This window comes from Kitasatospora sp. MMS16-BH015 (assembly GCF_002943525.1).
Taxonomy (GTDB): domain Bacteria; phylum Actinomycetota; class Actinomycetes; order Streptomycetales; family Streptomycetaceae; genus Kitasatospora.
Genome location: NZ_CP025394.1, coordinates 6,151,512 through 6,177,623 on the forward strand (window position 1 = coordinate 6,151,512; position 26,112 = coordinate 6,177,623).

Here is a 26,112-nt window from a genome sequence, read left to right on the forward strand (position 1 = left end):
GTGTGCTCCGCCGCCGGCTCCGCAGGTGCCGGGTCGGCCGCAGCCCGCTCCGGGCCTCGAGGTCAGACCTCGCCGCGCACCAGCTTGATCAGCCGGTCGAGCACCTGCCCCCCACTCACCCGGAGGCCGTCATGCTCCCACTCGTTCGTCACCCACACCTGGAGGCCCCGGACGGCGTTCGCGGTCTCCAGCGAGTCGGCGGTGTCGACGTACATGTCGTCGTGGTAGACCGCCGCCGCGACCGGCACCGTGTTCTCGGCCAGCCGGGCCGGGTCATACAGGTCCGGCCAGTCACCGCGCTCGGCGAGCAGCTCGGCCGTCTCCCGGAGGGGCCGGAGCGAGGGGTCCGTCTCGAACATCGCGGGGTAGATCATCTCGCCGGTGAACAGGACCGGCCGGTCCGAGTCCAGCGCCGCCCGGGCGTCGAACTCGGGGTACTCGGTCCGCACCCGCTCGGCCGCCCACCGGGTGCCGGCCCCGTCCACGGAGCGCTGGCCGTAGATCGACTCGTGCAGCACGGCGTACAGCGGGCCCGAGGCGAAGGACAGCTGGGCGTGCACCCCGTCGAGGAAGGTGTCGGAGAGCTCGGGCCCGTCCACGCCCTCGACCCAGGCCTCTTCGAGCAGGTAGTGCAGCGAGTGCGAGCCGGTGCCGGAGCCGAGCATCAGGCCGAGCGCCTGGAAGGCCTCGACGGTGAGCTCACCGCCGTCCGGCAGCCGGGCCGGGTTCTTGGCCAGGTGCGCCGCGATCCCGCGCACCACTGCCACGTCCTGCGGGTAGCGCGCGTAGTGGGCGGCGTTCTTCCGCGCGACGCGCGGGTACGCGGCGCGGTACACGTCGTCGGCGGAGACCCGGAGGCCCGCAAGGCCGCCCGTCACGAACGCCTCCCGCAGCCCTTCCGGCGCCAGCGAAAGGTAGGTCAGCGTGCAGAAGCCGCCGAAGCTCTGGCCGAGCAGGCTCCAGCGGCCCTCCTCGCCCAGCAGCCGGCGGCGGATCAGCTCGGCGTCACGGACGATCGAGTCGGCCCGGAAGTGCGCCAGGTAGTCGGCCTGCTGCCGGGCGTCGCCACGCCGGGCCAGGGTCTGCCGGGTGGCGGGGGTGGACCGGCCGGTGCCGCGCTGGTCGAGGAGCAGCACCCGGTAGTCGTCGAGCGCCCGCACCAGCCAGCCGTCCCGGCCGAGCGGCCGGTTGGCCTTCCCGCCCGGCCCGCCCTGGAGGAAGAGCAGCCAGGGCAGGTCGTCGCCCTGCCGGCTGGCGGCCACCACCTCGCGGGCGTAGACCTCGATCTGCTCCCCGTCGGGGGCCTGGTGGTCGAGTGGCAGCTGGAACACGTGGTCGGTGGTGACGATTCCGGGCAGCCGGTTGCTGGTGGACATGCGACTCCTCGTTCTTGGCTGGAGAAGAGCGCGGTTCGGCGGCCACCTGCGGTGTTCCGAGCTCCCGCCGGGCAGTCGACGGTGGTGGCCGCTTCGGCGTCGCTCCGGTCCTCCCGGTGCGAACGCCGCCGCGTGCGCACCGTATCCTGGCGGCGGCCGGGAGCCGGTACGGGGAAGCCCGAGCACACGACCGGGCTGATCTGGCAGGCTGGCCCCATGGTCGGCCCGGGCGGGCGCGCGGTGGACTCGGGGGGCGTTGCAGCGTTCCCATCGCGCAGGTGTTCGGTGTCGTCCCGGAGGGGGTGGCAGCTGCCCGACCGGCGTGACCTGGGGGACGGGCGCCGCGTTCATCCCGTGGGGTGGCCACTTGGCCACTCGGGTCCACGGAGCCGGCCGACCGGGCTCGGCTGCTGCTGCCGCTGGTCGACACCCGCGGCCGGTCCGCCTGGCGCCCCGTCACGTGACGAGGTGTTCGGCCGAGGCACGGGCGTCGGCCGGGAGGACGGGCAGTCGCAGGCCCGCCACCCCTGTGGTCGGCGGCTTCGACCGGCAGGCCACTGGGCAGACCATGCTCCGGGCCCCGGGCGGGCCACGGCTCGAGCCGGGGAGCCCGAGGGCCGCCACCGCACCACCGACAGCAGCACCAGATCGCGATCGAGCACGCGCTCGGCCGACCGGCCCACGGGTCGTCGGTCGGCCGAGGGAGGAGAGCCGGATGCCGGCCATGACGCCACCACAGGCGGAGCCAGAGTCTGCGCTCCCGAGCGCCCCCACCGTGCCACCCACCCCAACCCCCACCCCCGCCACCCCGCCCGGCCCGCCGCCCGTCCGGGGCGCGGCGGCCCCGCCGGGCGCCATGCCCCCTCCCGGCACGGTGCCGCCGCCTCCTGGCACGGTGCCTCTGCCTCCCGGCACGGTGCCGCCGCCTCCTGGCACGGTGCCTCTGCCTCCCGGCACGGTGCCGCCGGCCAGCATGGCGTTCGCCCCCGGCACGGCGTTCCCATCCGGGGCGGTGCCGGCCCCGGGCTTCGGCCCCGCCCCCGCCCCCGTACCCGGCACGATGCCCCCGCCCGGTGCCGTCCCGCCGCCCGGGGCCGGGCACCCCGGTGCCGCCGCGCCCGTCCAGCCGCGCCCGACCGGTCCGGTGCGGCCGCAGCCGGTGGCCGGCCACTCCGAGGTGATCTGCGTCAACGCCCCGGCGATGACCGCCTCCGGCCCCGACGGTCAGCTGCGCGGCCACGGCCTGCACGGCTTCTTCCGGGCCGGCGTCAGGGCCCTCGCGCGGATGGAGCTGCGTCTGGGCGGCATCGAGCCGCTGCCGCTGCAGGGCACGCTGACCTCGGCGGCGGAGGCCAGGTTCGTCGGCGCGGTCCGCGTGCCCGGCGATCCGGACCCTGATCCGGCGCTCACCGTCGAGCGGCTCAGGAACGCCGACGGCGTGGAGACCGTCACCGTGCGCAACACCGGCGGCCGCCCGGCTCGGCTGCCGCTGGAGATCACCTTTGGCACGGACCTCGGCCAGCTGTCCGAGATCGCCGCAGGCCACCGCACCCCCGACCTGCCCGCGCAGGTCCAGTCGGCTGGCCTGCGCTGGGCCGGTCCGCACCACAGCGCGACCGTCTCGGCCAAGCCCTCCCCGCACGCCGTCCTGGCCGGGGCCGGCGTCCTGCGCTGGGATCTGGAGGTGCAGCCGGGCGCGCGGTGGTCGGTCGAGCTGCGCAGCGAGCTCCAGTCGCTCACCCCGCCGGCGGTCCGGCCGCCGACCGGGCGCGGCCCCGGCGTGCCGCTGCCGTGGTCCGCACCCGGGGTGCGCTGCGACGACTCACGCGCCGAACTGCTGCTGCCGCGTTCGCTCGACGCACTGGCCGGCCTGCTGCTCGCGGACGCCGACCGGCCCACCGACCTCTACTCGGCCTCCGGCGCCCCCTGGCGCTTCGGCCTCACCTCGGCGGACGCGCTCTGGGCGGCCAGACTCACCCTGCCCCTCGGCACCCGCCTGGCCGCAGGCACCCTGCGCGCCCTCGCGCGCCGTCAGTACCCCGGGGGCGCACGCCCCGAGGGCGTGATCCCCGGTGCGCTTCGCCACGCGGGCCCTGAGCTTCCCCCGTCCTGCACGGCCACCGAGGCCACGCTGCTCTTCGTCACGGTGCTGGCCGAGGCCTGGCGCTGGGGCATGCCCACCCAGGAGGTCGCCGACCTCCTCCCGGCCGCGGAGCGGGCGCTCGCCGCCCTCCGGGCCAACCTCGCGACCGATCCCGTCGGCGCGCGCCCCGCGCTCGGGAGCGAGCCGGATGCCCCGGTGATCGAGGGCCCGGTCGGCTTCGTCACCGACCTGGGCCGCACGGCCGAGGAGCGCAGCGCCCGCCCCGTCCCGGCGCGCTGCGAGGCGCAGGCCCAGGCACATCGGGCCGCACTGCACGGCGCCGATCTGCTGGAGGCGTTCGGCCGCCCCGGCGCCGCCGAGTGGCGGGCCTGGGCCGCCGGCCTGCGGGAGCGCTTCCGCGAGCAGTTCTGGATCGACGACCTGTCAGGCGGCCGCCCGGCCGCCGCACTGATCGCCCCCGGCCGGCCGCTGCCGACGGTGGCCGCCTCCTTCGTCCACCTGCTCGACCTCGGTCTGGCCGCCGAGGGCGCTGATCACGAGGGCCTGTTGGACCGCGAGCAGACCAGGGTGCTGGCCCAGCGGCTGGTCGCCCCGGAGTTCGACTGCGGATGGGGCCTGCGCACCCTGAGCGCGAAGTCCCCCCGGTTCAATCCGATCGGGCACCGCAGCGGAGCGGTCCGCGTCCACGAGACGGCGCTCGCCGTGGCCGGGCTGTCCGGGGCGGGGTTCGAGCGGGAGGCGGGGGAGCTGCTCACCGGTCTGCTCGACGCCTCGGCGCACTTCGAGGGCCGGCTGCCCGAGATGTACGCGGGGGAGCAGCGGGTCCCGGGCTGCCCGCCGGTGCCACACCCGGCGGCCTGCCGCCCGGCGGCCGTGGCCTCGGCCGCCGGTGTCCACCTGGTCACCGCCCTCGCCGGGATCCGCCCGGACGTCCCGGCCGGTCGGGTGGTGGTCCGCCCCGCCAGTACGGCCCCGCTCGGCGAGCTGGAGCTCACCGGCCTGCGGGTCGCGGGGGAGCCGTTCTCGGTCCGGGTCAGCCGGATCGGTGTCGCCGTGGTCGAGGAGGCATCGCCTTCGCTGCTCCTGGGAGCCCGCTGACGCCGGTAGCACGGGGTCGCCACGTGGAGTCGTCGACCGCCGGAGGCGTGGCGAGACCGGGGGAGTGGCGAGACCGGGGGAGTGGAGCGGCTCCGTCCGGGGTAGGACGGGTGCAGAACGAGACGGATGGAGTGCCGAGCGGCGGGGAGCGATCCCCGGGGTTTCCGAGTCTGTGCTTATCGTCAGAGAGACGACTATCATCGTCCCCATGTCCCGTTATGACCCGTCGGCCTTCCCCCCGTTCGCTGTCACGGTCGACCTGGTGGTGCTGACGGTGCGGGAGCACGCGTTGTGCGCGCTGCTGGTCCGGCGTGGCGAGCCGCCGTACCAGGGGTACTGGGCCCTGCCGGGCGGTTTCGTCCGTCCCGACGAGGGGTTGGCGGAGGCCGCCTCCCGAGAGCTCGCGGAGGAGACCGGCCTGCGCGCCCACTCCGCCTCGGGTCAGAACTCCGCCGGGGCCCACCTCGAACAGCTCGCGACCTACGGCCACCCGCAGCGCGACCCCCGGATGCGCGTGGTGAGCGTGGCGCACCTCGCGCTCGCCCCCGACCTGCCGACCCCGCGTCCCGGCGGCGACGCGAGCAGCGCCCGGTGGGCACCCGCCGGGGAGCTGATCGGCCAGAGCCCCGCCGACGGCGTGCCGCTGGCCTTCGACCACGGCCGGATCCTGGCGGACGGCGTCGAGCGAGCCCGGTCGAAGATCGAGTACTCCTCGCTGGCCACGGCCTTCTGCCCGCCGGAGTTCACCGTCGGCGAGCTGCGCCAGGTCTACGAGGCGGTCTGGGGCGTGGCCCTCGATCCCCGAAACTTCCACCGCAAGGTCACCGGTACCCCAGGCTTCCTGGTCCCGACCGGTGGCACCACGACCCGTCAGGGCGGCCGCCCCGCCCAGCTCTTCAAGGCGGGCGGCGCCACCGTCCTCAACCCGCCGATGCTCCGCCCGGAGTCCTGAGCCCGTGGCCGGGCGCCGGCGGCCGCCGGCCGGGAGCGGGGAGCCCTGAGTCCGACGTGCGAACGGCCGCCCCAGGGTTCCGGGGCGGCCGTCCAGTCGGCGGGTGCCGGAGCTGTCGCCTGATCGAGTGAGCTGCGCGGCCAAAGCGCCGACGGGCCACCCGGAATGCCCGAAATCTCCACCTCCCGGGCCTACTGTGCTCGGGCGGGCACGCACGGACACCACCCGTGCCCCGCGGACTCCGTCGGCCGAGGACGTGGGAGCAGGCAGCGATGATCCAGACCACCGGACTGACCAAGGTCTACCGCCGAGGCCGCCCTCCCGCGTTGCTCGACCTGAGCTTCGACACCCGTCCGGGGATGGTCACCGCGCTGCTCGGCGCGGAGGAAGCCGGCAAGACCACGGCCCTGCGACTGATGGTCGAGCTGGAACGCGGCCAGGGCATCACCCTGTTCGGCGGGCGGACCTACCGCCGGCTGCGGCGGCCGGAGCGCGACGTCGGCGTCCTGCTCACCGAGGGCCGGCCGTCCGCCGGGCACCCCGGTCGGCGGGCGCGCGGCCACCTGCGGATGCTGGCCGGAGCGATCGGCGTCCCGGCCCGCAGGGCGGACGAACTCCTGGAGCAGACCCGGCTCGCGGGCGTCGCCGAGCACCGGCTGCGCTCGTTCTCGCCGGGCATGCACCGCCGCCTGGCCCTGGCCGGCGCCCTGCTCGGCGATCCGCACGCCCTGCTGCTTGACTGCCCCACCGAGGAGTTGTCGCCGCGCAACGTCGAGTGGTTCCACTCCTTCCTGCGGTCCTTCGCCGTGTCCGGCGGCACCGTCCTGGTCACCACCCGCACCCCGCAGGAAGCCTCACTCCTCGCCGACCGGGTGATCACCATCGACCACGGACGGCTGGTCGCCGACCAGCCCGTCACCGAGTTCCGCCGCACCCGGCTGCACCCTGAGGTGGCCGTCCGCGGCCCGCAGATGGCCCGGCTGGCCGACCTGCTCACCGAACAGGGCGCCCAGGTCAGGCGGGACGGCGCCGTGGGCATCGCCGTGAGCGGAGTCGGCCGCACCGAGATCGGCGAACTCGCCTACCGGCACGGCATCCTGCTCCACGAACTGGCCGACCGGGTGGTCGAACAGCCCCTGACCCGCCCGAGCCGCCCGGTCCTCCCCACCGCCTCCGGCCGCTCGGGCCACGTCCAGCTCCACCCCCAAGCTCAATCCCACCCCGAGCTCCAGTCCCAACTTCAGCCCCACCCGGTCGACCTCCTGTCCCATCAGCAGGAACAGCCCCACCCCCTCCCCGTGGCCCCGCTCGCCACCCTCCAAGCGGCACCCCCGCACCCGACGCAGGCGGCCAGGACGGCCCCAGCCCCGAGCCCGACTCCAGGCCAGGTGCCCGCCCCGACCCCGGCTGCCCCTCCCGCTCCCACCCCCGCTCCCGCTCCGGCTTCTGGGCAGTTCCCGAGCGCCGCCGAGACTGTGGTTCTCCCCAGAACGGCGCCGTACTCCCCGCTCGCCGGGCCTGCCCCGGCGGCTGCGCCGTCCGCCCAGCTCGCTGCGCCCACCCCGGCGGCTGCGCCGGCCGGGCCGGCCGAGGCTCACCTGCCCACCCCCACCGACCCCCGGAGCGAGTGACCCGTGCGCGTACTGGCCTACGAGGTGCGGCGACTGCGCGGCCTCCGCTCCACCTGGTTCCTGTTCGGTGCCGTGCTGCTCGCCGATGCGGTGGTCACCGCGCTGCTGGCCCGTCAGCTCCCCGCCGGGCAGCTCGGGGTGGGGGCGGCCGTGCGGACGGTCACCGCCGTCGTGCCGCTGCTGCCCCTGCCGATCGCCGCGCTCGGGGCGGGGGCGCTGGGTGCCCTCTCGTACGGGCACGAGGTGCGCCACCCGGGGTTGGCCGCCTCGCGGGTCTCGTACCGGCGGAGGCTCGGCCTGCTGAGCGGGAAGCTGGCGGTCATCGGGGTCGTCGCGGTGGCCCTTGCGGTGGCCACGCTCGCGGTCGACGCCGTGGTGCTCCGGCTCGCGCTCGCGCCGGGGGCGCACGCCGGGCGGCTGTTCACTCTGGCCGCCGTGCACCCCGACCACTTCGGGCACCCGGGCTCGGTGCTCCGCCCGCTGGTGCTGTTCGCGGCCGCGGTGGCGGTGGCCGCCTGGACCGGCCTGCTGGTCACCTCCCTGGTGCGCAGCGCCGCCGCCGGCCTGCTGATCCTCTGCGCCCTCCCGGTGCTGGCCGAGCCCGCGACCACGCTGGCGCTGCGTCAGTTCGGCCCCGGCTGGGCGGAGCGGGTGCGTGAGCTGCTGCCCTTCCAGTACGGCCTCGACCGCCTGCCGGGCGGCTCCGGCGGCCTGGGCCACCAGGTTGGACAGCTCGGCGCGGTGGATCCGTTGGTGCTGGCGGTGCTGGTCGCTCCGCCGGTGCTGCTGCTGGCCTGCAGCCTCCTGCTCCAGGCGCGCCGCCGTGCGATGTGACTCACCCCAGCCAGTCCGGGAGCCGGCGCGGGAGCCGGCCTGGCCGGCCCGGCCCCGGGGGCTCCGGCCGAGGCTTCTCGCCCAGCTGGAGAAGGAGTTCGCCACCCCGGTGGCGCCAGACCGCGCCACTATGCGCGCCACCAGTGCTTCGCCCGTAACGCCAGCCTTGGCCAGCCAGTTTCGCCACCCCTGCAGCTCCTGCTGCGCCACCCCGTCGGCCACCCCGGGCGCGGTGGTCCGCGCCACCCCCGTGGCGCCAACCAACCCGTGCCGATGCGGTGGTGACTGGCTGTCATGAAGATCGCCACAATGCGCCCGAAATATCTGCTTCTTGCTGATAAGAGGTCAATTATCCGGTCACGGGCGATCACCCTTTCGTGTGCTTTTCACGAGAATTCTCAAGCCGGGCCCGCCGATCGCCGACAAAGGACGTGTGAGTACCCTTGCGCACCCCACCATGACCGCCGCCCGCTCGACCGACACCGTCGGCTCCGCGGAGCTGGACCGCTTCTCCTACGCCGACCGGCCCGTCCCCCCCGCCCCCCGCTGGGAGGGCTCCGAGACCGAGCTCTCACGAGTCGGCCGCAAGACCACGAGCAGCCGGGGCCGTGGCCTGCACGGCCAGCTCGTCCAGCAGCTCGGCCAGATGATCGTCTCGGGCGACCTGGGCGCCGACCGCCCGCTCGTCCCCGAGGAGATCGGCCAGCGCTTCGAGGTGTCGCGGACGGTCGTCCGCGAGTCCCTCCGCGTGCTGGAGGCCAAGGGCCTGGTCAGCGCCCGGCCGAATGTCGGCACCCGGGTCCGTCCGGTCACCGACTGGAACCTGCTGGACCCCGACATCATCGAGTGGCGCGCCTTCGGCCCGGCCCGGGACGAGCAGCGCCGCGAGCTCTTCGAGCTCCGCTGGGCGATCGAGCCGCTGGCCGCCCGGCTGGCCGCCGGCCATGGCCGGGAGGACGTCCAGCAGCGGTTGGTCGAGCTGATCGAGATCATGGCCCACGCCGGAGCCCAGGGCGACCTGGTCAGCTACGGCCGGGCCGACACCGAGCTGCACGCCCTCGTGCTCCAGATGGCCGGGAACCGGATGCTGGAGCACCTGTCCGGGATCATCTCCTGCGCCCTGCACGTCTCCGGCGGTCAGTCGGCCTCCTGCGAGCGTCCCTCGGACGCTTCGGTGAGCCTGCACACCCGCCTGGTCGACGCGCTCGGCACGGGTGACGGCACTGCCGCCGAGGCAGCCGTCCGGGCCCTGCTCACCGTCCACCCGGAGGTCGAGCACGGTGTACCGGCCCCCCGTGAGCACTGACTGCCCGCGCTGCCCGCGCTGACCGCACGCGCCGACCGCGAGAGCGACGGCGGTGAGCACGCGGACCGAGCAACCGGTCCGCCCGCTCACGCGGTCGAGCTCACGCAGTCGGGCTCCAGCGGTCGGGCTCGAGCGGTCGAGTTCGAGCGGTCGAGTTCGCGTGGTCGCACCCACGCGAGTGGGATCGCTCACGCCAGTGGGATCGCTCACGCGAGCGGGATCACTCACGTCGGCCGCCCCGCGGCCGCCCGTGCGTACCCGGCCCTTGTGGCCGGTGGGTGCGGTCGGCCCGTGCGACCGGCCCGGACCTCCCGGCAGGGCCTCCCGGACGACTCGTGGCGCCGGTGTGACCGGCGCCACGAAGGCCATGCGTAACACTTGAGGGGTAGCAGCGATGTGTACGGAGCGGAAGCAGCTCCGGGAATACCGTCACAGTGTCACAATGCTGTGTTGGTCTGCGGCGCTGCTGCCGCCCGCAAGCCAGTCCTCAAGCAAACCCAGTCTCAAGCCCGAGCCGGTCGGAATCGACAGCGCGTGCGTGTCTGCGCGTGATCCTTCCCCGCCCTCTCGGGCGGCCCGGTACGGGTTCGAGTCCCACTCTTCGTCCGAGAGGTTGTTCGTGTCGGCCAGCACATCCCGTTCGCTCCCCCCCGAGATCGCCGAGTCCGCAGCTCTGCTCGCGCTCATCGAGCGGGGCAAGGCCCAGGGGCAGATCGCCGGTGACGACGTGCGTCAGGCATTCGAGGCGGACCAGATCCCGGTCACCAAGTGGAAGAACGTCATGCGCAGCCTCAATCAGGTGCTGATTGAGGAGGGGGTGGACCTCATGGTGAGCGCGGCGGAGCCCGCCGGTGCCAAGCGCAAGAGCGTTGCCGCCAAGAGCACCACCAAGCGCACGGCGACCAAGGCCGCGGTCACCCGCACGCCCGCCGCCCCGACCAAGCCGCCGGTGCGGATCGCCCCCGCTGCCAGCGTCGCCGCCTCCACCGTGACGGCTGCCGCCGTCGAGGTGACGGTCGTCGACAGCATCGAGATGGCCGAGGCCCGCACCGCGGCCGCGGCCGCGAAGAAGGCCGCCGCGCCTGCCAAGAAGGCCGTGGCCAAGAAGGCCGCCGCCCCCGCCAAGAAGGCGGTGGCCAAGAAGACGGCCGCCAAGGCCAAGGGCGAGGACGAGATCGGCGAGGAGGAGCTCCTCGAGGACGTGGCGCTGCCCGGCGACAAGGCCGAGGGCGGTGCCGAAACTCCGGAGGAGGAGTCGGACCAGGGCTTCGTGCTCTCCGACGACGACGAGGACGACGCGCCGGCCCAGCAGGTGGCCGTCGCCGGTGCCACCGCCGACCCGGTCAAGGACTACCTCAAGCAGATCGGCAAGGTCCCGCTGCTCAACGCCGAGCAGGAGGTCGAGCTCGCCAAGCGCATCGAGGCCGGCCTGTTCGCCGAGGACAAGCTCAGCGCCGCCGACAAGCTCGCCCCCAAGCTCAAGCGCGAGCTGGAGATCATCGCCGAGGACGGCCGCCGCGCCAAGAACCACCTGCTGGAGGCCAACCTCCGTCTCGTGGTCTCGCTGGCCAAGCGCTACACCGGTCGCGGCATGCTCTTCCTGGACCTGATCCAGGAGGGCAACCTCGGTCTGATCCGCGCGGTCGAGAAGTTCGACTACACCAAGGGCTACAAGTTCTCCACGTACGCCACCTGGTGGATCCGTCAGGCGATCACCCGCGCGATGGCCGACCAGGCCCGCACCATCCGCATCCCGGTGCACATGGTCGAGGTCATCAACAAGCTGGCCCGCGTCCAGCGCCAGATGCTCCAGGACCTGGGCCGCGAGCCCACCCCGGAGGAGCTGGCCAAGGAACTCGACATGACCCCCGAGAAGGTCATCGAGGTCCAGAAGTACGGCCGCGAGCCGATCTCGCTGCACACCCCGCTCGGCGAGGACGGGGACAGCGAGTTCGGTGACCTGATCGAGGACTCCGAGGCGGTCGTCCCGGCCGACGCGGTCTCCTTCACCCTGCTCCAGGAGCAGCTGCACTCGGTGCTCGACACGCTCTCCGAGCGCGAGGCGGGCGTCGTGTCGATGCGCTTCGGCCTGACGGACGGTCAGCCGAAGACGCTGGACGAGATCGGCAAGGTCTACGGCGTGACGCGTGAGCGCATCCGCCAGATCGAGTCGAAGACCATGTCCAAGCTGCGCCACCCGTCCCGTTCCCAGGTGCTGCGCGACTACCTGGACTAAAAGACCGGCTGGACCGAGAGACCGGCGACACCGCGAGGGCCCGGAGTGCTGCACCAGCACTCCGGGCCCTCGCGCGTGCCGGGCCGGCCGAGGCCGCGGTGGGGTCAGGTCGGGGGCGGGGAGGGGTCGCTCGTACGGGTGGAGTCGGGCGCCGCTGACGTCGCCTCAGGTGATCGGCCGACTACGCTGGGTCGGTTCCCTGTCGTCGAACCAGCTTGGAGTGACCGGTGCAGCCCACCCCGGAAGTCAGGTCCCGCCGTCGCCGCCGGACGGTCGCCGTGGCGCTGCTCGCCGCGCTGCCGGGCCCGCTGCTCGCGCTCGGCGCCGCCGCACCGGCCCAGGCGCAGCGCCGGATCGTGGGCGGCCAGGCGGTGCCGCTGTCCGCGCACCCCTGGGTGGTGGCCATCGCCAGCCGGCAGCAGTTCGGCGCGGCCCGGTCGGGCCAGTTCTGCGGCGGCACCCTGGTCACGCCGACCAAGGTGGTCACGGCGGCGCACTGCTTCTACGACGAGAGCGGCCGCCCGACCACCCGGCCCGGCCTGCGGGTGGTGGTCGGCCGGCAGGACCTCACCCGGCAGGACGGCCGCGAGGTGACCGTCCGGTCGATCTGGGTGCACCCGCGGTACTCCTTCGCCAGCAACATGCAGGACGTGGCGGTGCTCACGCTGAGCCAGCCGCAGACCGACGTGCCGACGCTCGACCTGGTCGACCAGGGCGACGCGCAGCCGTACACGGCGGGCACCGAGGCCGAGGTGTACGGCTGGGGCGACACTCGGGGTGACGGGAGTTACGCGCCGAGCCTGCGCGGGGTGGAGGTGCCGATCGTGCCGGACGGGGCCTGTGCCTCGGCCTACCCGGGCGGTGCTGCCAACGGCGGCTTCGACGCGCGGGGCATGGTCTGCGCGGGGGAGCAGCAGGGTGGCCGGGACGCCTGCCAGGGCGACAGCGGGGGCCCGCTGGTGGTGGCCGGGCGCCTGGTGGGCCTGGTCTCCTGGGGCACCGGCTGCGCCGAGGCGGCCCACCCGGGCGTGTACACCCGGCTCTCGGCGGTGGCCGACGCGGTGCGCGGCCAGTTCTGAGGCCCGCGTGCTGCCGGCGGCAGGCCCGTCCACCGCGGGCGGGAAGCTCGTGCGCCGCTGACGGTCGGTCAACCCGGCGTAGTCGGGTGACTCCACTGAGTGGCGCGCGGTGGATATGACAGAGCCGGGTGACAGCCCCTGGTGAGGGCTGCCACCCGGCTCGACGCCTAGCTCGACTCAGCTCGCCGAGCGAGCCGCGAGGTCAGCGTTCGTCGTCGGGGGCGTGGGTGGCGACCGTGGTCAGACGGCCGCTCTCGTCCTGTATCTCGACGGCGATCTTCTTGAGTTCAGGCTCGAACTTCCGCCCGTGGTGGGCGCAGAAGAGCAGCTCTCCGCCGCTCGCGAGTACGACGCGCAGGTAGGCCTGGGCGCCGCAACGGTCGCAGCGGTCTGCCGCGGTCAGCGGGCTCGCAGGTGTCAGAACAGTAGTCACGTCGCCTCTTCTCTAGCTCGACGAGCTGTCGTACCAGGGTCAACATCCAACCAGGCCGAAAACGTTCCCGCTCGTGGCTTTTCTTCTCTGAGGATTCTGCTGTGTTGTTGCTGAGGACGTGCCCACGGCGTCGGTGGTTCATGCCTGCCGATTCCGAGGGCGCCCCCGGGGCCTCGAACGCCCGATCGAGGCGACGGCCGAAGTCCGCGTAGCATAATCCTCCGCTGGGTTGGAGCATAAGCCCCACCACCGGCACCGGTAGCCTGCATATCGGCAGTTCCACCGCCTGTGCCGAGCGCTACGATCCGCCAGGACCCGTGGCGGGAGGTGGAGATGGCGCCCCGCGACCCTCGGAACCGGGGCGGGCCTTGTTCGCGCAGCGCGTACAAGTCGCACGGGGTCGAACCACCGCTGTCTCAGGCATCGGGAACACTTCGGGTGTCGGCGGAGCGTCCGGCACCGGTCGGCACCCCGCTGGGCGCGCCGGCCGTAACACTGATCGGAAGCACTGATCGAAGGGTGGTCCAGGACGATGGGATTGCGCACTGTGCGCGGGGCGGGGAGCGGGGAGGTGGCCCGATGAGCGCGCAGCCCCGGATCGCCGACGACGGGTCCAACTACACCGCCCGGCACCTGCTCGTCCTGGAGGGCCTGGAGGCCGTCCGCAAGCGCCCCGGCATGTACATCGGTTCGACCGACAGCCGCGGCCTGATGCACTGCCTCTGGGAGATCATCGACAACGCGGTGGACGAGGCCCTGGGCGGCTTCTGCGACCGGATCGAGGTCGTGCTGCACGACGACGCCTCGGTGGAGGTCCGCGACAACGGCCGCGGCATCCCGGTCGACGTGGAGCCCAAGACGGGCCTGTCCGGCGTCGAGGTCGTGATGACCAAGCTGCACGCGGGCGGCAAGTTCGGCGGCGGCTCCTACGCGGCCTCCGGCGGTCTGCACGGCGTCGGTGCCTCCGTGGTGAACGCGCTCTCGGCCCGCCTCGACGTCGAGGTCGACCGCGGTGGCTCCACCCACGCGATCAGCTTCCGCCGGGGCACCCCCGGAATCTTCACCGAGCTCAGCCCGGACGCCCCGTTCGAGCCGGCCAACGGCATGACCAAGCGGAAGGGCCCCCGCGGCCGCACCGGTACCCGGATCCGCTACTGGGCCGACCGGCAGATCTTCCTCAAGGAGGCCAAGCTCTCGCTGGACGGGCTGCACGCCCGCGCCCGGCAGACGGCCTTCCTGGTGCCCGGCCTCACCATCATCGTCCGTGACGAGCGGCTGACGGAGAGTGAGAAGGTCGAGGAGGAGACCTTCCGCTTCGACGGCGGCATCAGCGAGTTCTGCGAGTTCCTGTCCCCCGACAAGGGCGTCTCGGACGTGCTCCGGCTCCAGGGCGAGGGCACCTTCAAGGAGACCGTGCCGGTCCTGGACGAGTTCGGCCACATGACCCCCACCGAGGTCTCCCGCGAGCTCGGGGTGGACATCGCGCTGCGCTGGGGCGCCGGCTACGACACCACGCTGCGCTCCTTCGTCAACATCATCGCCACCCCCAAGGGCGGCACCCACGTCACCGGCTTCGAGCGCTCGCTGGCCAAGACCGTCAACGAGGCCCTGCGCGCTACCAAGGTGCTCCGGGTCGCCGAGGACGACGTGACCAAGGACGACGCCACCGAGGGTCTCACCGCGGTGGTCACCGTCCGCCTGGCCGAGCCGCAGTTCGAGGGGCAGACCAAGGAGGTGCTCGGCACCTCGGCGGCCAACCGGATCGTCGCGGCCGTGGTGGCCAAGGAGCTCAAGGCCTTCCTCTCCTCCACCAAGAAGGACGAGAAGCTCCAGGCCCGCGCCGTCCTGGAGAAGATCGCCGCCGCCGCCCGCACCCGGGTCGCCGCCCGCCAGCACAAGGAGGCCCAGCGCCGGAAGACGGCCCTGGAGACCTCCTCGCTGCCGGCCAAGCTGGCCGACTGCCGCAGCGACGACGTGGAGCGCAGCGAGCTCTTCATCGTCGAGGGCGACTCCGCGCTCGGCACCGCCAAGCTGGCCCGCAACTCGGAGTTCCAGGCCCTGCTGCCGATCCGCGGCAAGATCCTGAACGTGCAGAAGGCCTCGGTGGCCGACATGCTCAAGAACGCCGAGTGCGCCTCGATCATCCAGGTCATAGGAGCTGGTTCGGGCCGCACCTTCGACATCGACCAGGCCCGCTACGGCCGGGTCATCTTCATGGCCGACGCCGATGTCGACGGCTCGCACATCCGCACCCTGCTGCTCACGCTCTTCCACCGGTACATGCGCCCGATGGTCGAGCAGGGCCGGGTCTTCGCCGCCGTGCCGCCGCTGCACCGGATCGAGCTGACCAACCCCAAGCGGGGCCAGGAGAAGTACCACTACACCTACTCCGACTCCGAGCTGCGCTCCACCATGCTGGAGTTCCAGCGCAAGGGGCTGCGCTGGAAGGAGCCGGTGCAGCGGTACAAGGGCCTCGGCGAGATGGACGCCGACCAGCTGGCCGAGACCACCATGGACCCGCGCCACCGCACCCTGCGCCGGATCAACCTGGGCGACCTCGACCTGGCGGAGAAGACCTTCGACCTCCTGATGGGCAACGACGTGGCCCCGCGCAAGGAGTTCATCGTCGACTCGGCGGCGACGCTGGACCGCTCGCGCATCGACGCCTGACGGTCACGTTCGGCACAAGGGCCCTCCACCCCCGGGTGGAGGGCCCTTCCCGTTCCGGTTCAACCCTGGCTCCGATCCCCGGTGGAGCCGATCTCCGTAGCTTTGAGGGCGTCGGTACACGTCCCTCCGGCGCCCCCGGGCGCCTCCCACCCGTACGGAGCCCACCATGAGCGGCACGTTCAACATCCTGGTCATCCTGGCGGTGACCGTGCTGGTGATCGCCCGTCAGCTCCGGGCCCGGCAGCTCGATTCGGAGAAGCGGGTCTGGCTGATCCCGCTGATCCTCGCCGTGCTCTCCCTGAGGGATCCGGCCCTCGTGGACCCTCACCACCAGCTGGCCGCCATCTGTCTGATAGCCGTCGGGGTGTTGGTCGAGATAGCCCTCGGCTCGGCCTGGGCCTGGACATCCCGGCTCTGGCAGGAGAGCGACGGAGCCGTCTGGGTCAAGGGCACCCCTGCCGCGCTCGCGGCCTGGCTCGGCATGATGGTGGTGCGCGGTGGTCTCTACGGCGTCGGCACGGCCCTGGGTGTGAAGCAGGGCACCAGTGACCTGCTGCTCGCCCTCGCCGCCCTCCTGCTGGTCCGCGGGCTGGTGCTGCGGTGGCGCGCCGACCGGCTGGTCGCGTCGTACCGTGTCCCTACCCTGATCGACTGAGAGGCCGCCGTGCGGATGCAGACCTCCTGGGCCGACTGGCCGCCGCGGGCCGGGCTCTCCCGGGAGCGGGAGAGCCAGCCGCGTCGGCTGCTCTCGGTGCTGACCAGGCTGGTGCTGCTTGTGGTGGTGGTCTGGGGCACCTACGCACCGGGTCGGTTCACCGACTGGTGGGCGGCCGGGATCGGGGCCGGGATAGTCCTTTTCGGGGCGCTGTTCGCGGCCTACTTCCAGGCGACCCTGGCCCGCCGGCGGTCGGCGGCGGTCGGCCTGGCGGTGCTCCTGCTCGTGTTCGGCTGGGTGGCCAACTCGGTGGAGGCCTTCCTGCTGGCGGATCTGGTCTGGTGCACCCTGGCCGTCACCGCCCTGGTGCGGCTGCCCCTGGTGGTCGGCGCCCCGATCGCGGCGGCCTGCCTCGGCTCCTACGCGCTGGCCAGCTGGGAGAGCTGGATCAGCATCCTCGCCACCGTCGGCGGGCTCGCCCTGCTCGGCTACCTGCTCCGGCTGGACGCCGAGGCCGCCGGCGCCGCGCACCACATGCTCCAGCGGGAGCGGGCGGCCCGGGCCGCCGAGGCCGAGTCGGCGGCGCTGGCCGAGCGGACCCGGATCGCCCGGGAGATACACGACGTGCTGGCGCACAGCCTCTCGGCGCAGCTGGTGCACCTGGAGGCGGCCCGGCTGATGCTGGACACCGGGGCCGAGCGCGAGCGGGTCCGGGAGCGGGTGGTGGCCGCCCGGCGGATGGCCCAGGACGGGCTGGCCGAGACCCGCCAGGCGCTCTCCGCGCTGCGCGGCGAGTTCGCGCCGGTTGGGGAGTTCCTGGTTGAGCTGACGCGCCGTGAGGGCGCCGAGTTCGCCATCGAGGGGGTGGCCCGGCCGCTGCCCGCCGAGACCGGCCTGGCGGTGAGCCGCACCGCCCAGGAGGCGTTCACCAACGTGCGCAAGCACGCCCCCGGCGCGCGGGTCTCGGTGCGGCTCGCGTACCTGGAGGGCGCCGTGGAGCTGGAGGTGCGCAACACCAGGCCGCCGCGTGGCGCCGCTGCCCCGGGCCTCGCCGACGCGGGCAGCGGGTACGGTCTGCTGGGGATGCGCGAGCGGGCCGAGCTGCTCGGCGGTGAGCTGCTGGCGGGTCAGGAGGATGGAGGGTGGCGCGTGCTGCTGAGGGTGCCCGCATGACCGGGGCGGCGACCAGGGTGCTGGTGGTGGACGACCAGACGGTGGTCCGCGAGGGCATCGTGATGCTGCTGGGGCTGCTGCCCGGCATCGAGGTGGTGGCCGCGGCGGCGGACGGCGAGGAGGCGCTGCGCCTGGTCGAGCGCCACGAGCCGGACGTGGTGCTGATGGACTTGCGGATGCCCCGCTGCGACGGGGTCGAGGCCACCCGGCGGATCCGGGCCGAGCACCCCGGGGTGGAGGTGGTGGTGCTCACCACCTACGCCGACGACGACTCGCTCTTCCCCGCCCTCCAGGCCGGCGCCCGGGGTTACCTGACCAAGGACGCCGGCGGTGAGGAGATCGCCCGGGCCATCGCCGACGTGCGCTCGGGCGCGGCCGGTCTCTCCCCACAGGTGCAGCGGCGCCTGCTGGAGCGCCTCTCCGCTGCCCCGACCGCGCCCCCGGCCGCCCCGGCGGCCACGTCCCGCTCGGTTCCGTCGGCCCAGCCCGGCCCCGCCGAGCTCCCGGACGGCCTGACCGCCCGGGAGGCCGAGGTGCTCGCGCTGATCGCCGAGGGCCTCTCCAACACCGAGATCTCCCAGCGGCTCTACGTGAGCCCGGCCACCGTGAAGACGCACATCAACAACCTCTTCGCCAAGACCGCCGTCCGCGACCGGGCCCAGGCCGTGGCCTACGCCTTCCGGCACGGCATCGGCATCGCCCCCGGCCCCACCCCCGCGCGCCGCCCCGGCTCCGGTCCCGCCCCGGGGCCCGCTTCCGGCCTTGGAAACAGCGGCCTCACCGGCAACTAACGCCCCGTCACCTGATTGGCCCTCACCTGTCTGAGTGAAGAGCGGGATGCTGGCTCGCAACGCCAGGGCGCGCGCCACCATCCTGGTCCGGACAGGTGCGTCCGGAAACGACCTCTCCGGCGCCTACACCGACGCCCGCGCCCCCACGGGCCGTCCCGGTACAGGAGCAGCATTGGCACAGCAGGAGAGGTTCGACTGGTGGGTCGCCAAGCCCGTCGGCCGGGCCGTGGTCCGGTCGACGGCGAAGGCCCGCCCGGCCGTCCCCGCGCCGCGCGCGGTGGCGGCCCCGCCGCCCGCCGCGCCCCCACCGCCGCCCCCCGCCCCCGTCTCGACCACCGACGCCGCCGAGGTGTACCGGACGGTCCAGGCCAGTGCGGCGTTCCAGGAGATCCGGCGCAGCTACCGGGGGTTCGTCTTCCCCGCCAGCGCCGCCTTCCTCGGGTGGTACCTGCTCTACCTCGCCGCCCAGACCAGCGCCCCCGAGCTGATGCGCTACCGACTAGCCGGCCCGCTCAACGTGGCGTGGCTGGCCGGGCTGCTCCAGTTCGCCTCGACCTTCCTGCTGACCTGGCTCTACGCCCGGAACGCCCGTACCAAGCGCGACCGCGCCGCCCTCGGGCTGCGCTGGGACACCCAGGACCAACTCCGATGACCCTCACCCTCCTCCTGCCGCCCCCTGCGGCCGGGTCCGCCGCGACCCCGCCGCCGCCCGCCCAGCTGGGCCCGGTCACCTCGGGCGAGCACCACAGTCTCGCCGTGGCGCTGTTCGCCGTGGTGGTGCTGGTCACCCTCGGCATCACCCTCTGGGTCGGCCGCCGGGGCCAGGCCGCCGAAGACTTCTACGCCGGCGGCCGCGACTTCACCCCGCTCCAGAACGGCTTCGCCCTCTCCGGCGACTACCTCTCCGCCGCCTCCTTCCTCGGCGTCACCGGTCTGATCGCGCTCTACGGCTACGACGGCGTGCTCTACAGCATCGGCTTCCTGGTCGCCTGGCTGGTGGTGCTGATGCTGGTCGCCGAGCTGGTCCGCAACTCCGGCCGGTACACCCTGGCCGACGTGCTGGCCCTGCGGATGCGTGAGCGCCCGCTGCGCGCCGCCGCCGGCAGCGCCAGCGTGGTGGTCACCCTGCTCTACCTGATCGCCCAGATGGTCGGCGCCGGCAGCCTGGTCACCCTGCTGCTGGGTACCAGCAGCGGGCAGGCCAAGACCTGGACGATCGTCGGGGTCGGCGCCCTGATGATCATCTACGTCACGGTCGGCGGCATGAAGGCCACCACCTGGATCCAGATCGTCAAGGCCTTCGTGCTGATCGTCGGCGCCGTGCTGCTCACCGTGCTGGTGGTGGTCCGCTTTCAGGGCAACCTCGCCGAGCTGCTGCGCAGCGCCGCCCACGGCAGCGGCAAGGGCCAGGCCTACCTGGAGCCCGGCCTCAAGTACGGGGCCAGCCTGACCAGTCGGCTGGACTTCTTCAGCCTGGGCCTCGGCCTGGTGCTCGGCACCGCCGGCCTCCCGCACATCCTCTCGCGGTTCTACACCGTGCCCACCGCCCGGGCCGCCCGCCGCTCCACGATGTGGGCGATCGGCATGATCGGCGGCTTCTACCTGATGGCCATCGTGCTCGGCCTGGGCGCCACCGCCCTGGTCGGCGCCAAGGCGGTCAAGGCCGCCAACCCGGCCGGCAACACCGCCGTCCCGCTGCTCGCCCTCGACCTCGGCGGCGGAGCCGGCAGCACGGCGGGCGTGGTGCTCTTCGCACTGATCTCCGCGATCGCCTTCGCCACCATCCTCGCCGTGGTCGCCGGTCTCACCCTGGCCGCCTCCGCCGCCTTCGCCCACGACCTCTACGCCCGGGCCTGGCGCCGGGTCGGCCGCCGGGAGCCCACCGAGCGCGAGGAGCTGGTGGTGGCCCGGGCCGCCGCGGTGGTGATCGGCGCGCTGGCGATCGTGCTCAGCCTGTTCGCCCAGCAGCTCAACACGGCCTTCCTGGTCGGTCTGGCCTTCGCCGTGGCCGCCTCGGCCAACCTGCCGACCCTGCTCTACAGCCTGTTCTGGAGCCGCTTCACCACCCGGGGCGCCGTCTGGTCGGTGTACGGCGGCCTGGTGCCCGCCGTGCTGCTGGTGGTCTTCTCCACCGTCGTCTCCGGGGCCAAGACCTCGATCTTCCCGGGCGTGGACTTCCACTGGTTCCCGCTGGAGAACCCCGGTCTGGTCTCCATCCCGCTCGGCTTCCTGGCCGGTTGGGTCGGCACCGTCACCTCCCGGGAGATGGCCGACCCGGACAAGTACGCCGAGTTGGAGGTCCGTTCCCTCACCGGCGCCGGCGCCGCCTGACGGCCGGGCGGCGTGACCGCCGAAGCCCCCGGGCGCGATGGGGGACCACGCCCGGGGGTGTCTCGACGGTCGGTCAGCCGGCCTTCTTCACGAACTCGTCGGTGTAGGTCTTCGACAGGTCCACGGTGTGGCCCTTGACCGTGGGGTCGAAGGCCGAGAGCACGTTGAGCACCGTCTGCGGCCCGTCCGCGGGCATCAGCCCGTCGGGGGAGTACATGGCCTTCTCGTTCTCCAGGGCCTTCACGTAGGTGTCCTTGCCGACCCCCGCGTAGTAGTCGGCGGGCATCTGCTCGGTGATCTCGGCGGGGGAGTGCGCCTGGATCCACTTCAGCGTCTTCACCAAGACGCCGGCCAGCTTCTGGACGGCCTCCGGGTTCTTCTGCACGTAGGCCGTGGTCAGGTAGAGGCAGGAGGACGGGTAGGTGCCGCCGAGCGCGGCCCGGGCGCCCTCGGCGGTGCGCAGGTCGATCAGCGGCCGGGCCAGGCCCTTCTGCTGCAGCATCGAGATGGTGGGCTCGGTGGTCATCCCGGCGTCGATCTGCTTGTTCTGCATCGCCGCGACGAAGGTGGAGCCCGCACCGACGGCGATCGAGGTGGCCTCGCCGGGCTTCAGGCCGCTCTTCTCCTCCAGGTACTGCGTCAGGAAGTTGGTGGAGGAGCCGAGGCCGGTGACACCGAGGTGGCGGCCCTTGAAGTCGGCCGGGGACTTCACCGAGTCGGCCAGGTCGGTGCGGACCATCTCCACCTCGCCCGGCGCCCGCAGCAACTGCACCACGGATTCGGTGGACTTGCCCTTCGACTGGAGGTCGATGGTGTGGTCGTAGAAGCCCACCACCGCGTCCACCTGTCCGGCCAGCATCGCCGTCTCGGCGTCCACCCCGGCCGGTTCGTCGGAGAGTTGGGCGTCGATGCCCGCAGCCTTGAAGTAGCCCAGGTCCTTGGCCAGCATCACGGGCAGGTAGATCTGCTTGTTGAGGCCGCCGACCATGATCTTGACGGTCAGTTCGCCGGAGTCGTTCTTCGCCGCCGGCTTCGCGGCGCCCCCGCCGCAGGCGGTGAGGGAGAGGGCGAGCGCGGTGGCCGCGAGGGCGGCGGTGGCGGCTCTGCGGGTGGTGGTGCGACGGACCAGCGTCATTGCGGGCTCCTTGGGTGGGGGTGGGGGAGGGTCAGATCCGGGCGGCGTGGCTGCCCGCCTGGTTGGGGCGCCAGCGCAGCACGCGCTTCTCGAAGCGCGTCACCAGCCATTCGGCGAGCAGCGCGAGGACGGCGATCACGACCGTCCCGGCGTAGATGCCGTCGGCGTTGAACGAGCCCTGGGCCTGGGCGATCAGCTGTCCGAGGCCGTACTGGGCACCGAGCATCTCGCCGACGATGGCGCCGATCAGCGCGAAGCCGAAGGCCGAGTGCAGGGAGGCGATGATCCAGGTCATCGCCGAGGGCAGCACCACCTGGGTGGTGACGCGCCAGGGGGAGGCGCCCAGGATGCGGGCGTTGGAGATCAGGTTCTGGTCCACCTCCCGGGTGCCCTGGAAGGCGTTGAAGAAGACCGAGAAGAAGACCAGCACCGTGGCCAGCGCGATCTTGCCGCTGGGGCCGAGTCCGAACCAGATGATGAAGACCGAGCCGAGCACGATGCGGGGGATCGAGTTGGCCGCCTTGATGAACGGCGCCGCGATGTCCGCGAGCGCCCGGACCCGGCCCAGCGCGATGCCCAGCAGCACCCCGGCCGCGGTGCCGATCAGGAAGCCGAACACCGTCTCCTGCATCGTCACGCCGATGTTGCGCCAGATCGACCCGGTCGCGGTGCCCTCGGTGAACCAGACCCGCAGCTGCTCGGCCACCCCGCTCGGCGAGCCGTAGGTGAAGGAGTCCAGCCAGCCCTGCGAGGCACCGAGCTGCCAGCCGCCGAGCACCAGCGCCACCAGCGCCAGCTGGGCGGCCAGCACCAGGAGCCGGCGCCGCCGCAGCCGGATCCGGGCGGCCCGGAGCAGGGCGGTCTCGTTCAGGGGGACGGAGAGGACGGTCATCGGGCGGCTCCTGCCGTGCGGGCGTACGCGAGCTGCACCTCGTCGCGCAGGCTGGTCCAGATCTGCTCGTACAGCTCCACGAAGCGCGGGTGGAAGCGGATCTCCTGGACGCGGCGCGGGCGGGGCAGGTCGATGGCGAAGGTGGCTTTGACGGTGGCCGGGCCCACCGTCAGCACCACGACCTTGTCGGCCAGCGCGATGGCCTCCTCCAGGTCGTGGGTGACGAAGACGACGGCCGGGCGGGTCTGCTCCCAGAGGGCGAGGAGCTCGTCCTGCACGATCTGGCGGGTCTGCACGTCCAGGGCGGAGAAGGGCTCGTCCATCAGCAGGATCTCGGGCTCGTTGATCAGCGTCTGGGCCAGCGCCACGCGCTTGCGCATCCCGCCCGAGAGCTGGTGCGGCAGCCGGTCCTCGAACCCGGCCAGCCCCACCCGGCGCAGCCAGTCCCGGGCCTTGGCCAGCGACTCCTTCCGGGGCAGGCCCCGGAAGAGCGGCCCGGCGGCGACGTTGTCCTGCACCGACTTCCACGGGAAGACGGCATCGGTCTGGAACATGAAGCCCACCCGGGGGTCGACCCCCGTCACCGGCTCGCCGTGGATCAGCGTCTGCCCCTCGCTGGCGGGCTCCAGCCCCGAGACCAGCGACAGGGTGGTCGACTTGCCGCAGCCGGTCGGGCCGACCACGGCGCAGAACTCGCCGGGGGCCACCGTCATCCCCAGCTCGGACATCGCGGTGTAGACGCCCCCCGAGGGGGTGCGGAAGCGCTTGGTCGCCTGGCGCAGCTCGATCGCGGGGATCGCACTGCCGGGTGTCTGGTCCACTGGCCGGCACCACCTTCGGGGTCTCGTTGTCGGTGGCCAGACGGTAGGGCGGGCAGCGACGACCCCGGGAGTCTTGCGCGCATTGCGTGGGTTCACCGCGTTGCCCGTGGTTCTGCTCGTTCTGCGCACGGTCGCGGGGGTGGGCAAACCCGCTCCCACCAGGCACAATCGCGAGCCAGGCAGGGGGTCGCAGGAGGTGGCACGGCATGACCCGAAGCGGGCGCGGCAGGCGGCTCTCGGCCCGGATCCTCACCGGCCACCTGGCGATCCTCGCCATCACCGGCCTGATCGGCTTCGTGCTGCTCGCCTACGCCCAGCGCGCCCAGCTGGACCGCGACAACGAGCAGCGGGCCCTGGCCATCGCGCAGACCACCGCCGCCGATCCGCAGATCCAGGCGGCCATGGAGTACGGCGGCGGGGGCGACCTCGTCCAGACCGTCACCGACCGGGTGCGGGTCGCGGCCAAGGCCTCGTACGTGGTGGTGATCGACCTCGCCGGGGTGCGCCACTCGCACCCCTACCCCGAGCTGATCGGCCGCCCGGTGGAGGAGGCCCCGCCGGACGGCCGCAGCTCGGTGCGGATCGACCACGGCGCCACCGGCGCCTCCGCCAACGGCACCGCCCCGCTGCGCGGCCCGACCGGTGCCCTGGTCGGCGCGGTCTCGGTCGGCATCGCCGAGCGGGACGTGCTCGGCCAGCTCCGCCGCGAGCTGGCCACCTTCGGCGTCTACCTCGGCAGCGCGCTCGCCGTCGGCGTGACCGCCTCCTACGTGCTGGCCCGGCGGCTCAAGCGGAGCACCTTCGGCCTCGAACTGGAGGAGATCGCCGGGCTGCTCCAGGACCGCGAGGCGATGCTGCACGGCATCCGCGAGGGCGTGCTCGCCTTCGACCCGCAGGGCCGCGTCACGGTGGTCAACGACGAGGCCCGCCGGCTGCTCGGCCTCGGCACCGCGCTCGGCTCCCGGCTCGACCAGCTGCTGCCGGACGGCAGGCTGCGCCGTGCCCTCGACGGCACGCTGACCGGGGTCGACCTCACCGTGCTCACCGACAGCCACTGCCTGGCCGTCAACCGGATGCCCGTCACCCTGCACGGCCGCACCCTCGGCGCCGTGGTCACCGTCCGGGACCGCACCGAACTGGTCGGCCTGCTGCGCGAGCTGGACGCCGTCCGGGGCCTCACCGACGCCCTGCGGGCCCAGCAGCACGAGTTCGCCAACCGGCTGCACACCCTGGCCGGCCTGCTCGAACTGGGTGACCAGCAGGCCGCCCTGGACTACGCGGTGGAGCTGGGCCGGGCCGAACCCTCGGCCACCGAGGCCGTCCGGGACAGCATCGCCAACCCGCTGATGGCCGGCCTGATCGTGGCCAAGACGGCCGTGGCCGCCGAGCGGGGGGTGCGGCTGCGCCTGGTGGCGGGCTCCCGGCTCGGCGAGGACCCGGGCCATCTGCGGCGGCTGCTCACCATCGTGGGCAATCTGCTCGACAACGCCGTGGACGCGGCGGGAGCGGGCGGTGAGGTGCGGCTGCTGCTGGCCGAGCGGGCGGAGGCCGTGGTGCTGACGGTGACCGACTCCGGGCCCGGCATCCCGGCGGGCGCCCGGGAGGCGATCTTCGAGGACGGCTGGTCCACCAAGCCCGAGCGCGGCACCGCCCGGCGCGGGCTCGGGCTGGCCCTGGTGCACCGGTTGGTGCAGCGGCACGGCGGCACCATCACCGTCAGCGAGGGCCCGGGGGCGGTCTTCACCGTCACCCTGCCGCTGCCGGACGAGGAGTCGGCGTCGGCCCTGACCGGCGCCGGTCTGGAGGTGGCGTGGTGATCAGGGTGCTGGTGGTGGACGACGACTTCCGGGTGAGCGGGATCCACGCCGCGTACGTCGGGCGGGTGCCCGGCTTCGAGGTGTGCGGACAGGCGGGGACGGTGGCGGCGGCCGTCGAGGCCGTCCGGGAGCTGACGCCGGATCTGCTGCTGCTCGACGTCTACCTGCCGGACGGGAGCGGGCTCGACCTGCTGCGGCGGCTGCGGGCGGAGCCCGGGGAGCGGCCGGACGCGCTCATGATCACCGCTGCCCGGGACCTCGCCTCGGTACGGGCCGCCATGCAGCTGGGGGCGACGGGTTACCTGGTGAAGCCCTTCGGCTTCGCCGCACTCCAGGAGCGGTTGGCGGCCTACCGGGAGCTGCGCGAGCGGGTGGCCGCGCTCGACCCCGTGGCCGAGACCGGTCAGGCCGAGGTGGACGCCCTCTTCAACGCCGCCCGCCCCACGGCCGCCCCGCAGCTCCCGGCCAAGGGCCACTCCGCCCCCACCCTCGCCCTCGTCCTGGCCGCCGTCCGCCGCCACGGCGGCGACCTGTCGGCCACCCAGGTCGCCGAACGGACCGGCGTCTCCCGGGCGACCGCCCAGCGGTACCTCTCGTACTCGGTCCGGCAGGGGCTGATCCGCCTGGAGCTCCGCTACGGCGCCACCGGCCGCCCGGAGCACCGCTACCGCCCGGCGTGAGGCGGCGGCCTCTGGGGGCGCGGGGAACTGCGCGGGTGCGAGTGGAGCGGCGCGGGTGCGAGGGGAGCGGCGCGGGTGCGAGGGGAGCGGCGTAGCAG

Annotated in this window: 20 protein-coding genes; 15 read left to right on the forward strand and 5 right to left on the reverse strand. The window is 73.5% G+C overall.

Features of this window, described 5'->3' with window-relative positions; genetic code table 11:
- Window positions 1–62 precede the first annotated feature (62 nt).
- Complete coding sequence (locus CFP65_RS26500; protein ID WP_104818541.1) at window positions 63–1,376, reverse strand: alpha/beta fold hydrolase; 1,314 nt, start codon at window positions 1,374–1,376, stop codon at window positions 63–65.
- Between the two features lie 1,060 nt (window positions 1,377–2,436).
- On the opposite strand from CFP65_RS26500, the gene CFP65_RS26505 reads away from it, so the two are divergent.
- From CFP65_RS26505 to CFP65_RS26535, 7 genes are all read left to right on the forward strand, one after another.
- Window positions 2,437–4,578, forward strand: coding sequence for a glycogen debranching N-terminal domain-containing protein (locus CFP65_RS26505; RefSeq protein WP_104821142.1), 2,142 nt, complete (start codon window positions 2,437–2,439; stop codon window positions 4,576–4,578).
- Window positions 4,579–4,786: 208 nt separating this feature from the next.
- Entirely contained in the window at window positions 4,787–5,530 is a 744-nt protein-coding gene (locus CFP65_RS26510; RefSeq protein WP_104818542.1) for an NUDIX domain-containing protein, read from the forward strand.
- A gap of 272 nt (window positions 5,531–5,802) precedes the next feature.
- Window positions 5,803–7,161, forward strand: coding sequence for an ABC transporter ATP-binding protein (locus CFP65_RS26515; protein WP_104818543.1), 1,359 nt, complete (start codon window positions 5,803–5,805; stop codon window positions 7,159–7,161).
- A 3-nt stretch (window positions 7,162–7,164) separates the two neighbouring features.
- Complete coding sequence (locus tag CFP65_RS26520; RefSeq protein WP_104818544.1) at window positions 7,165–7,995, forward strand: hypothetical protein; 831 nt, start codon at window positions 7,165–7,167, stop codon at window positions 7,993–7,995.
- A gap of 433 nt (window positions 7,996–8,428) precedes the next feature.
- Entirely contained in the window at window positions 8,429–9,301 is an 873-nt protein-coding gene (locus tag CFP65_RS26525; protein WP_104818545.1) for a FadR/GntR family transcriptional regulator, read from the forward strand.
- Between the two features lie 613 nt (window positions 9,302–9,914).
- Window positions 9,915–11,537 carry an RNA polymerase sigma factor gene (locus CFP65_RS26530; protein WP_104818546.1) on the forward strand — a complete coding sequence of 541 codons (1,623 nt, stop codon included), beginning with the start codon at window positions 9,915–9,917 and terminating at the stop codon, window positions 11,535–11,537.
- A 227-nt stretch (window positions 11,538–11,764) separates the two neighbouring features.
- A complete protein-coding gene (locus CFP65_RS26535) occupies window positions 11,765–12,616 on the forward strand; it encodes a trypsin-like serine protease (RefSeq protein WP_104818547.1) in 852 nt (283 codons plus the stop codon).
- Between the two features lie 202 nt (window positions 12,617–12,818).
- Here the strand turns inward: CFP65_RS26535 and CFP65_RS26540 are convergent, their stop codons facing one another.
- Window positions 12,819–13,049 carry a hypothetical protein gene (locus CFP65_RS26540; protein ID WP_104818548.1) on the reverse strand — a complete coding sequence of 77 codons (231 nt, stop codon included), beginning with the start codon at window positions 13,047–13,049 and terminating at the stop codon, window positions 12,819–12,821.
- Between the two features lie 579 nt (window positions 13,050–13,628).
- Between CFP65_RS26540 and CFP65_RS26545 the strand changes: the two genes are divergently transcribed.
- The 6 genes from CFP65_RS26545 to CFP65_RS26570 all read left to right on the forward strand — a co-directional run bounded on the left by CFP65_RS26545 (window position 13,629) and on the right by CFP65_RS26570 (window position 20,669).
- On the forward strand, window positions 13,629–15,719 hold the full coding sequence (locus CFP65_RS26545; protein ID WP_104818549.1) for a type IIA DNA topoisomerase subunit B: 2,091 nt from the start codon (window positions 13,629–13,631) through the stop codon (window positions 15,717–15,719).
- A gap of 166 nt (window positions 15,720–15,885) precedes the next feature.
- Window positions 15,886–16,374, forward strand: coding sequence for a CcdC protein domain-containing protein (locus tag CFP65_RS26550; RefSeq protein WP_104818550.1), 489 nt, complete (start codon window positions 15,886–15,888; stop codon window positions 16,372–16,374).
- A gap of 15 nt (window positions 16,375–16,389) precedes the next feature.
- Window positions 16,390–17,547, forward strand: coding sequence for a sensor histidine kinase (locus CFP65_RS26555; RefSeq protein ID WP_104821143.1), 1,158 nt, complete (start codon window positions 16,390–16,392; stop codon window positions 17,545–17,547).
- Window positions 17,544–18,338, forward strand: a complete 795-nt coding sequence (locus tag CFP65_RS26560) for a response regulator transcription factor (RefSeq protein WP_104818551.1) — start codon at window positions 17,544–17,546, stop codon at window positions 18,336–18,338. The genes CFP65_RS26555 and CFP65_RS26560 overlap by 4 nt, the downstream gene beginning before the upstream one ends.
- A gap of 172 nt (window positions 18,339–18,510) precedes the next feature.
- Complete coding sequence (locus tag CFP65_RS26565) at window positions 18,511–18,990, forward strand: DUF485 domain-containing protein (RefSeq protein WP_254552579.1); 480 nt, start codon at window positions 18,511–18,513, stop codon at window positions 18,988–18,990.
- On the forward strand, window positions 18,987–20,669 hold the full coding sequence (locus CFP65_RS26570; protein WP_104818552.1) for a cation acetate symporter: 1,683 nt from the start codon (window positions 18,987–18,989) through the stop codon (window positions 20,667–20,669). The genes CFP65_RS26565 and CFP65_RS26570 overlap by 4 nt, the downstream gene beginning before the upstream one ends.
- Before the next feature lie 73 nt (window positions 20,670–20,742).
- On the opposite strand, the gene CFP65_RS26575 is transcribed toward CFP65_RS26570, so the two are convergent.
- The 3 genes from CFP65_RS26575 to CFP65_RS26585 are packed head-to-tail and all read right to left on the reverse strand — an operon-like array spanning window position 20,743 to window position 23,517.
- Window positions 20,743–21,804 carry an ABC transporter substrate-binding protein gene (locus CFP65_RS26575; protein ID WP_104818553.1) on the reverse strand — a complete coding sequence of 354 codons (1,062 nt, stop codon included), beginning with the start codon at window positions 21,802–21,804 and terminating at the stop codon, window positions 20,743–20,745.
- 31 nt (window positions 21,805–21,835) lie between these two features.
- Window positions 21,836–22,696, reverse strand: coding sequence for an ABC transporter permease (locus tag CFP65_RS26580; RefSeq protein WP_104818554.1), 861 nt, complete (start codon window positions 22,694–22,696; stop codon window positions 21,836–21,838).
- Complete coding sequence (locus CFP65_RS26585) at window positions 22,693–23,517, reverse strand: ABC transporter ATP-binding protein (RefSeq protein WP_104818555.1); 825 nt, start codon at window positions 23,515–23,517, stop codon at window positions 22,693–22,695. Before CFP65_RS26585 ends, CFP65_RS26580 begins: the two co-directional genes overlap by 4 nt.
- Window positions 23,518–23,723: 206 nt before the next feature.
- Between CFP65_RS26585 and CFP65_RS26590 the strand changes: the two genes are divergently transcribed.
- A complete protein-coding gene (locus CFP65_RS26590; RefSeq protein WP_104818556.1) occupies window positions 23,724–25,334 on the forward strand; it encodes a sensor histidine kinase in 1,611 nt (536 codons plus the stop codon).
- Window positions 25,331–26,014 (forward strand): response regulator, encoded by a 684-nt coding sequence (locus CFP65_RS26595; RefSeq protein ID WP_104821145.1) that lies wholly within the window; start codon window positions 25,331–25,333, stop codon window positions 26,012–26,014. The genes CFP65_RS26590 and CFP65_RS26595 overlap by 4 nt, the downstream gene beginning before the upstream one ends.
- Window positions 26,015–26,112: the final 98 nt, after the last annotated feature.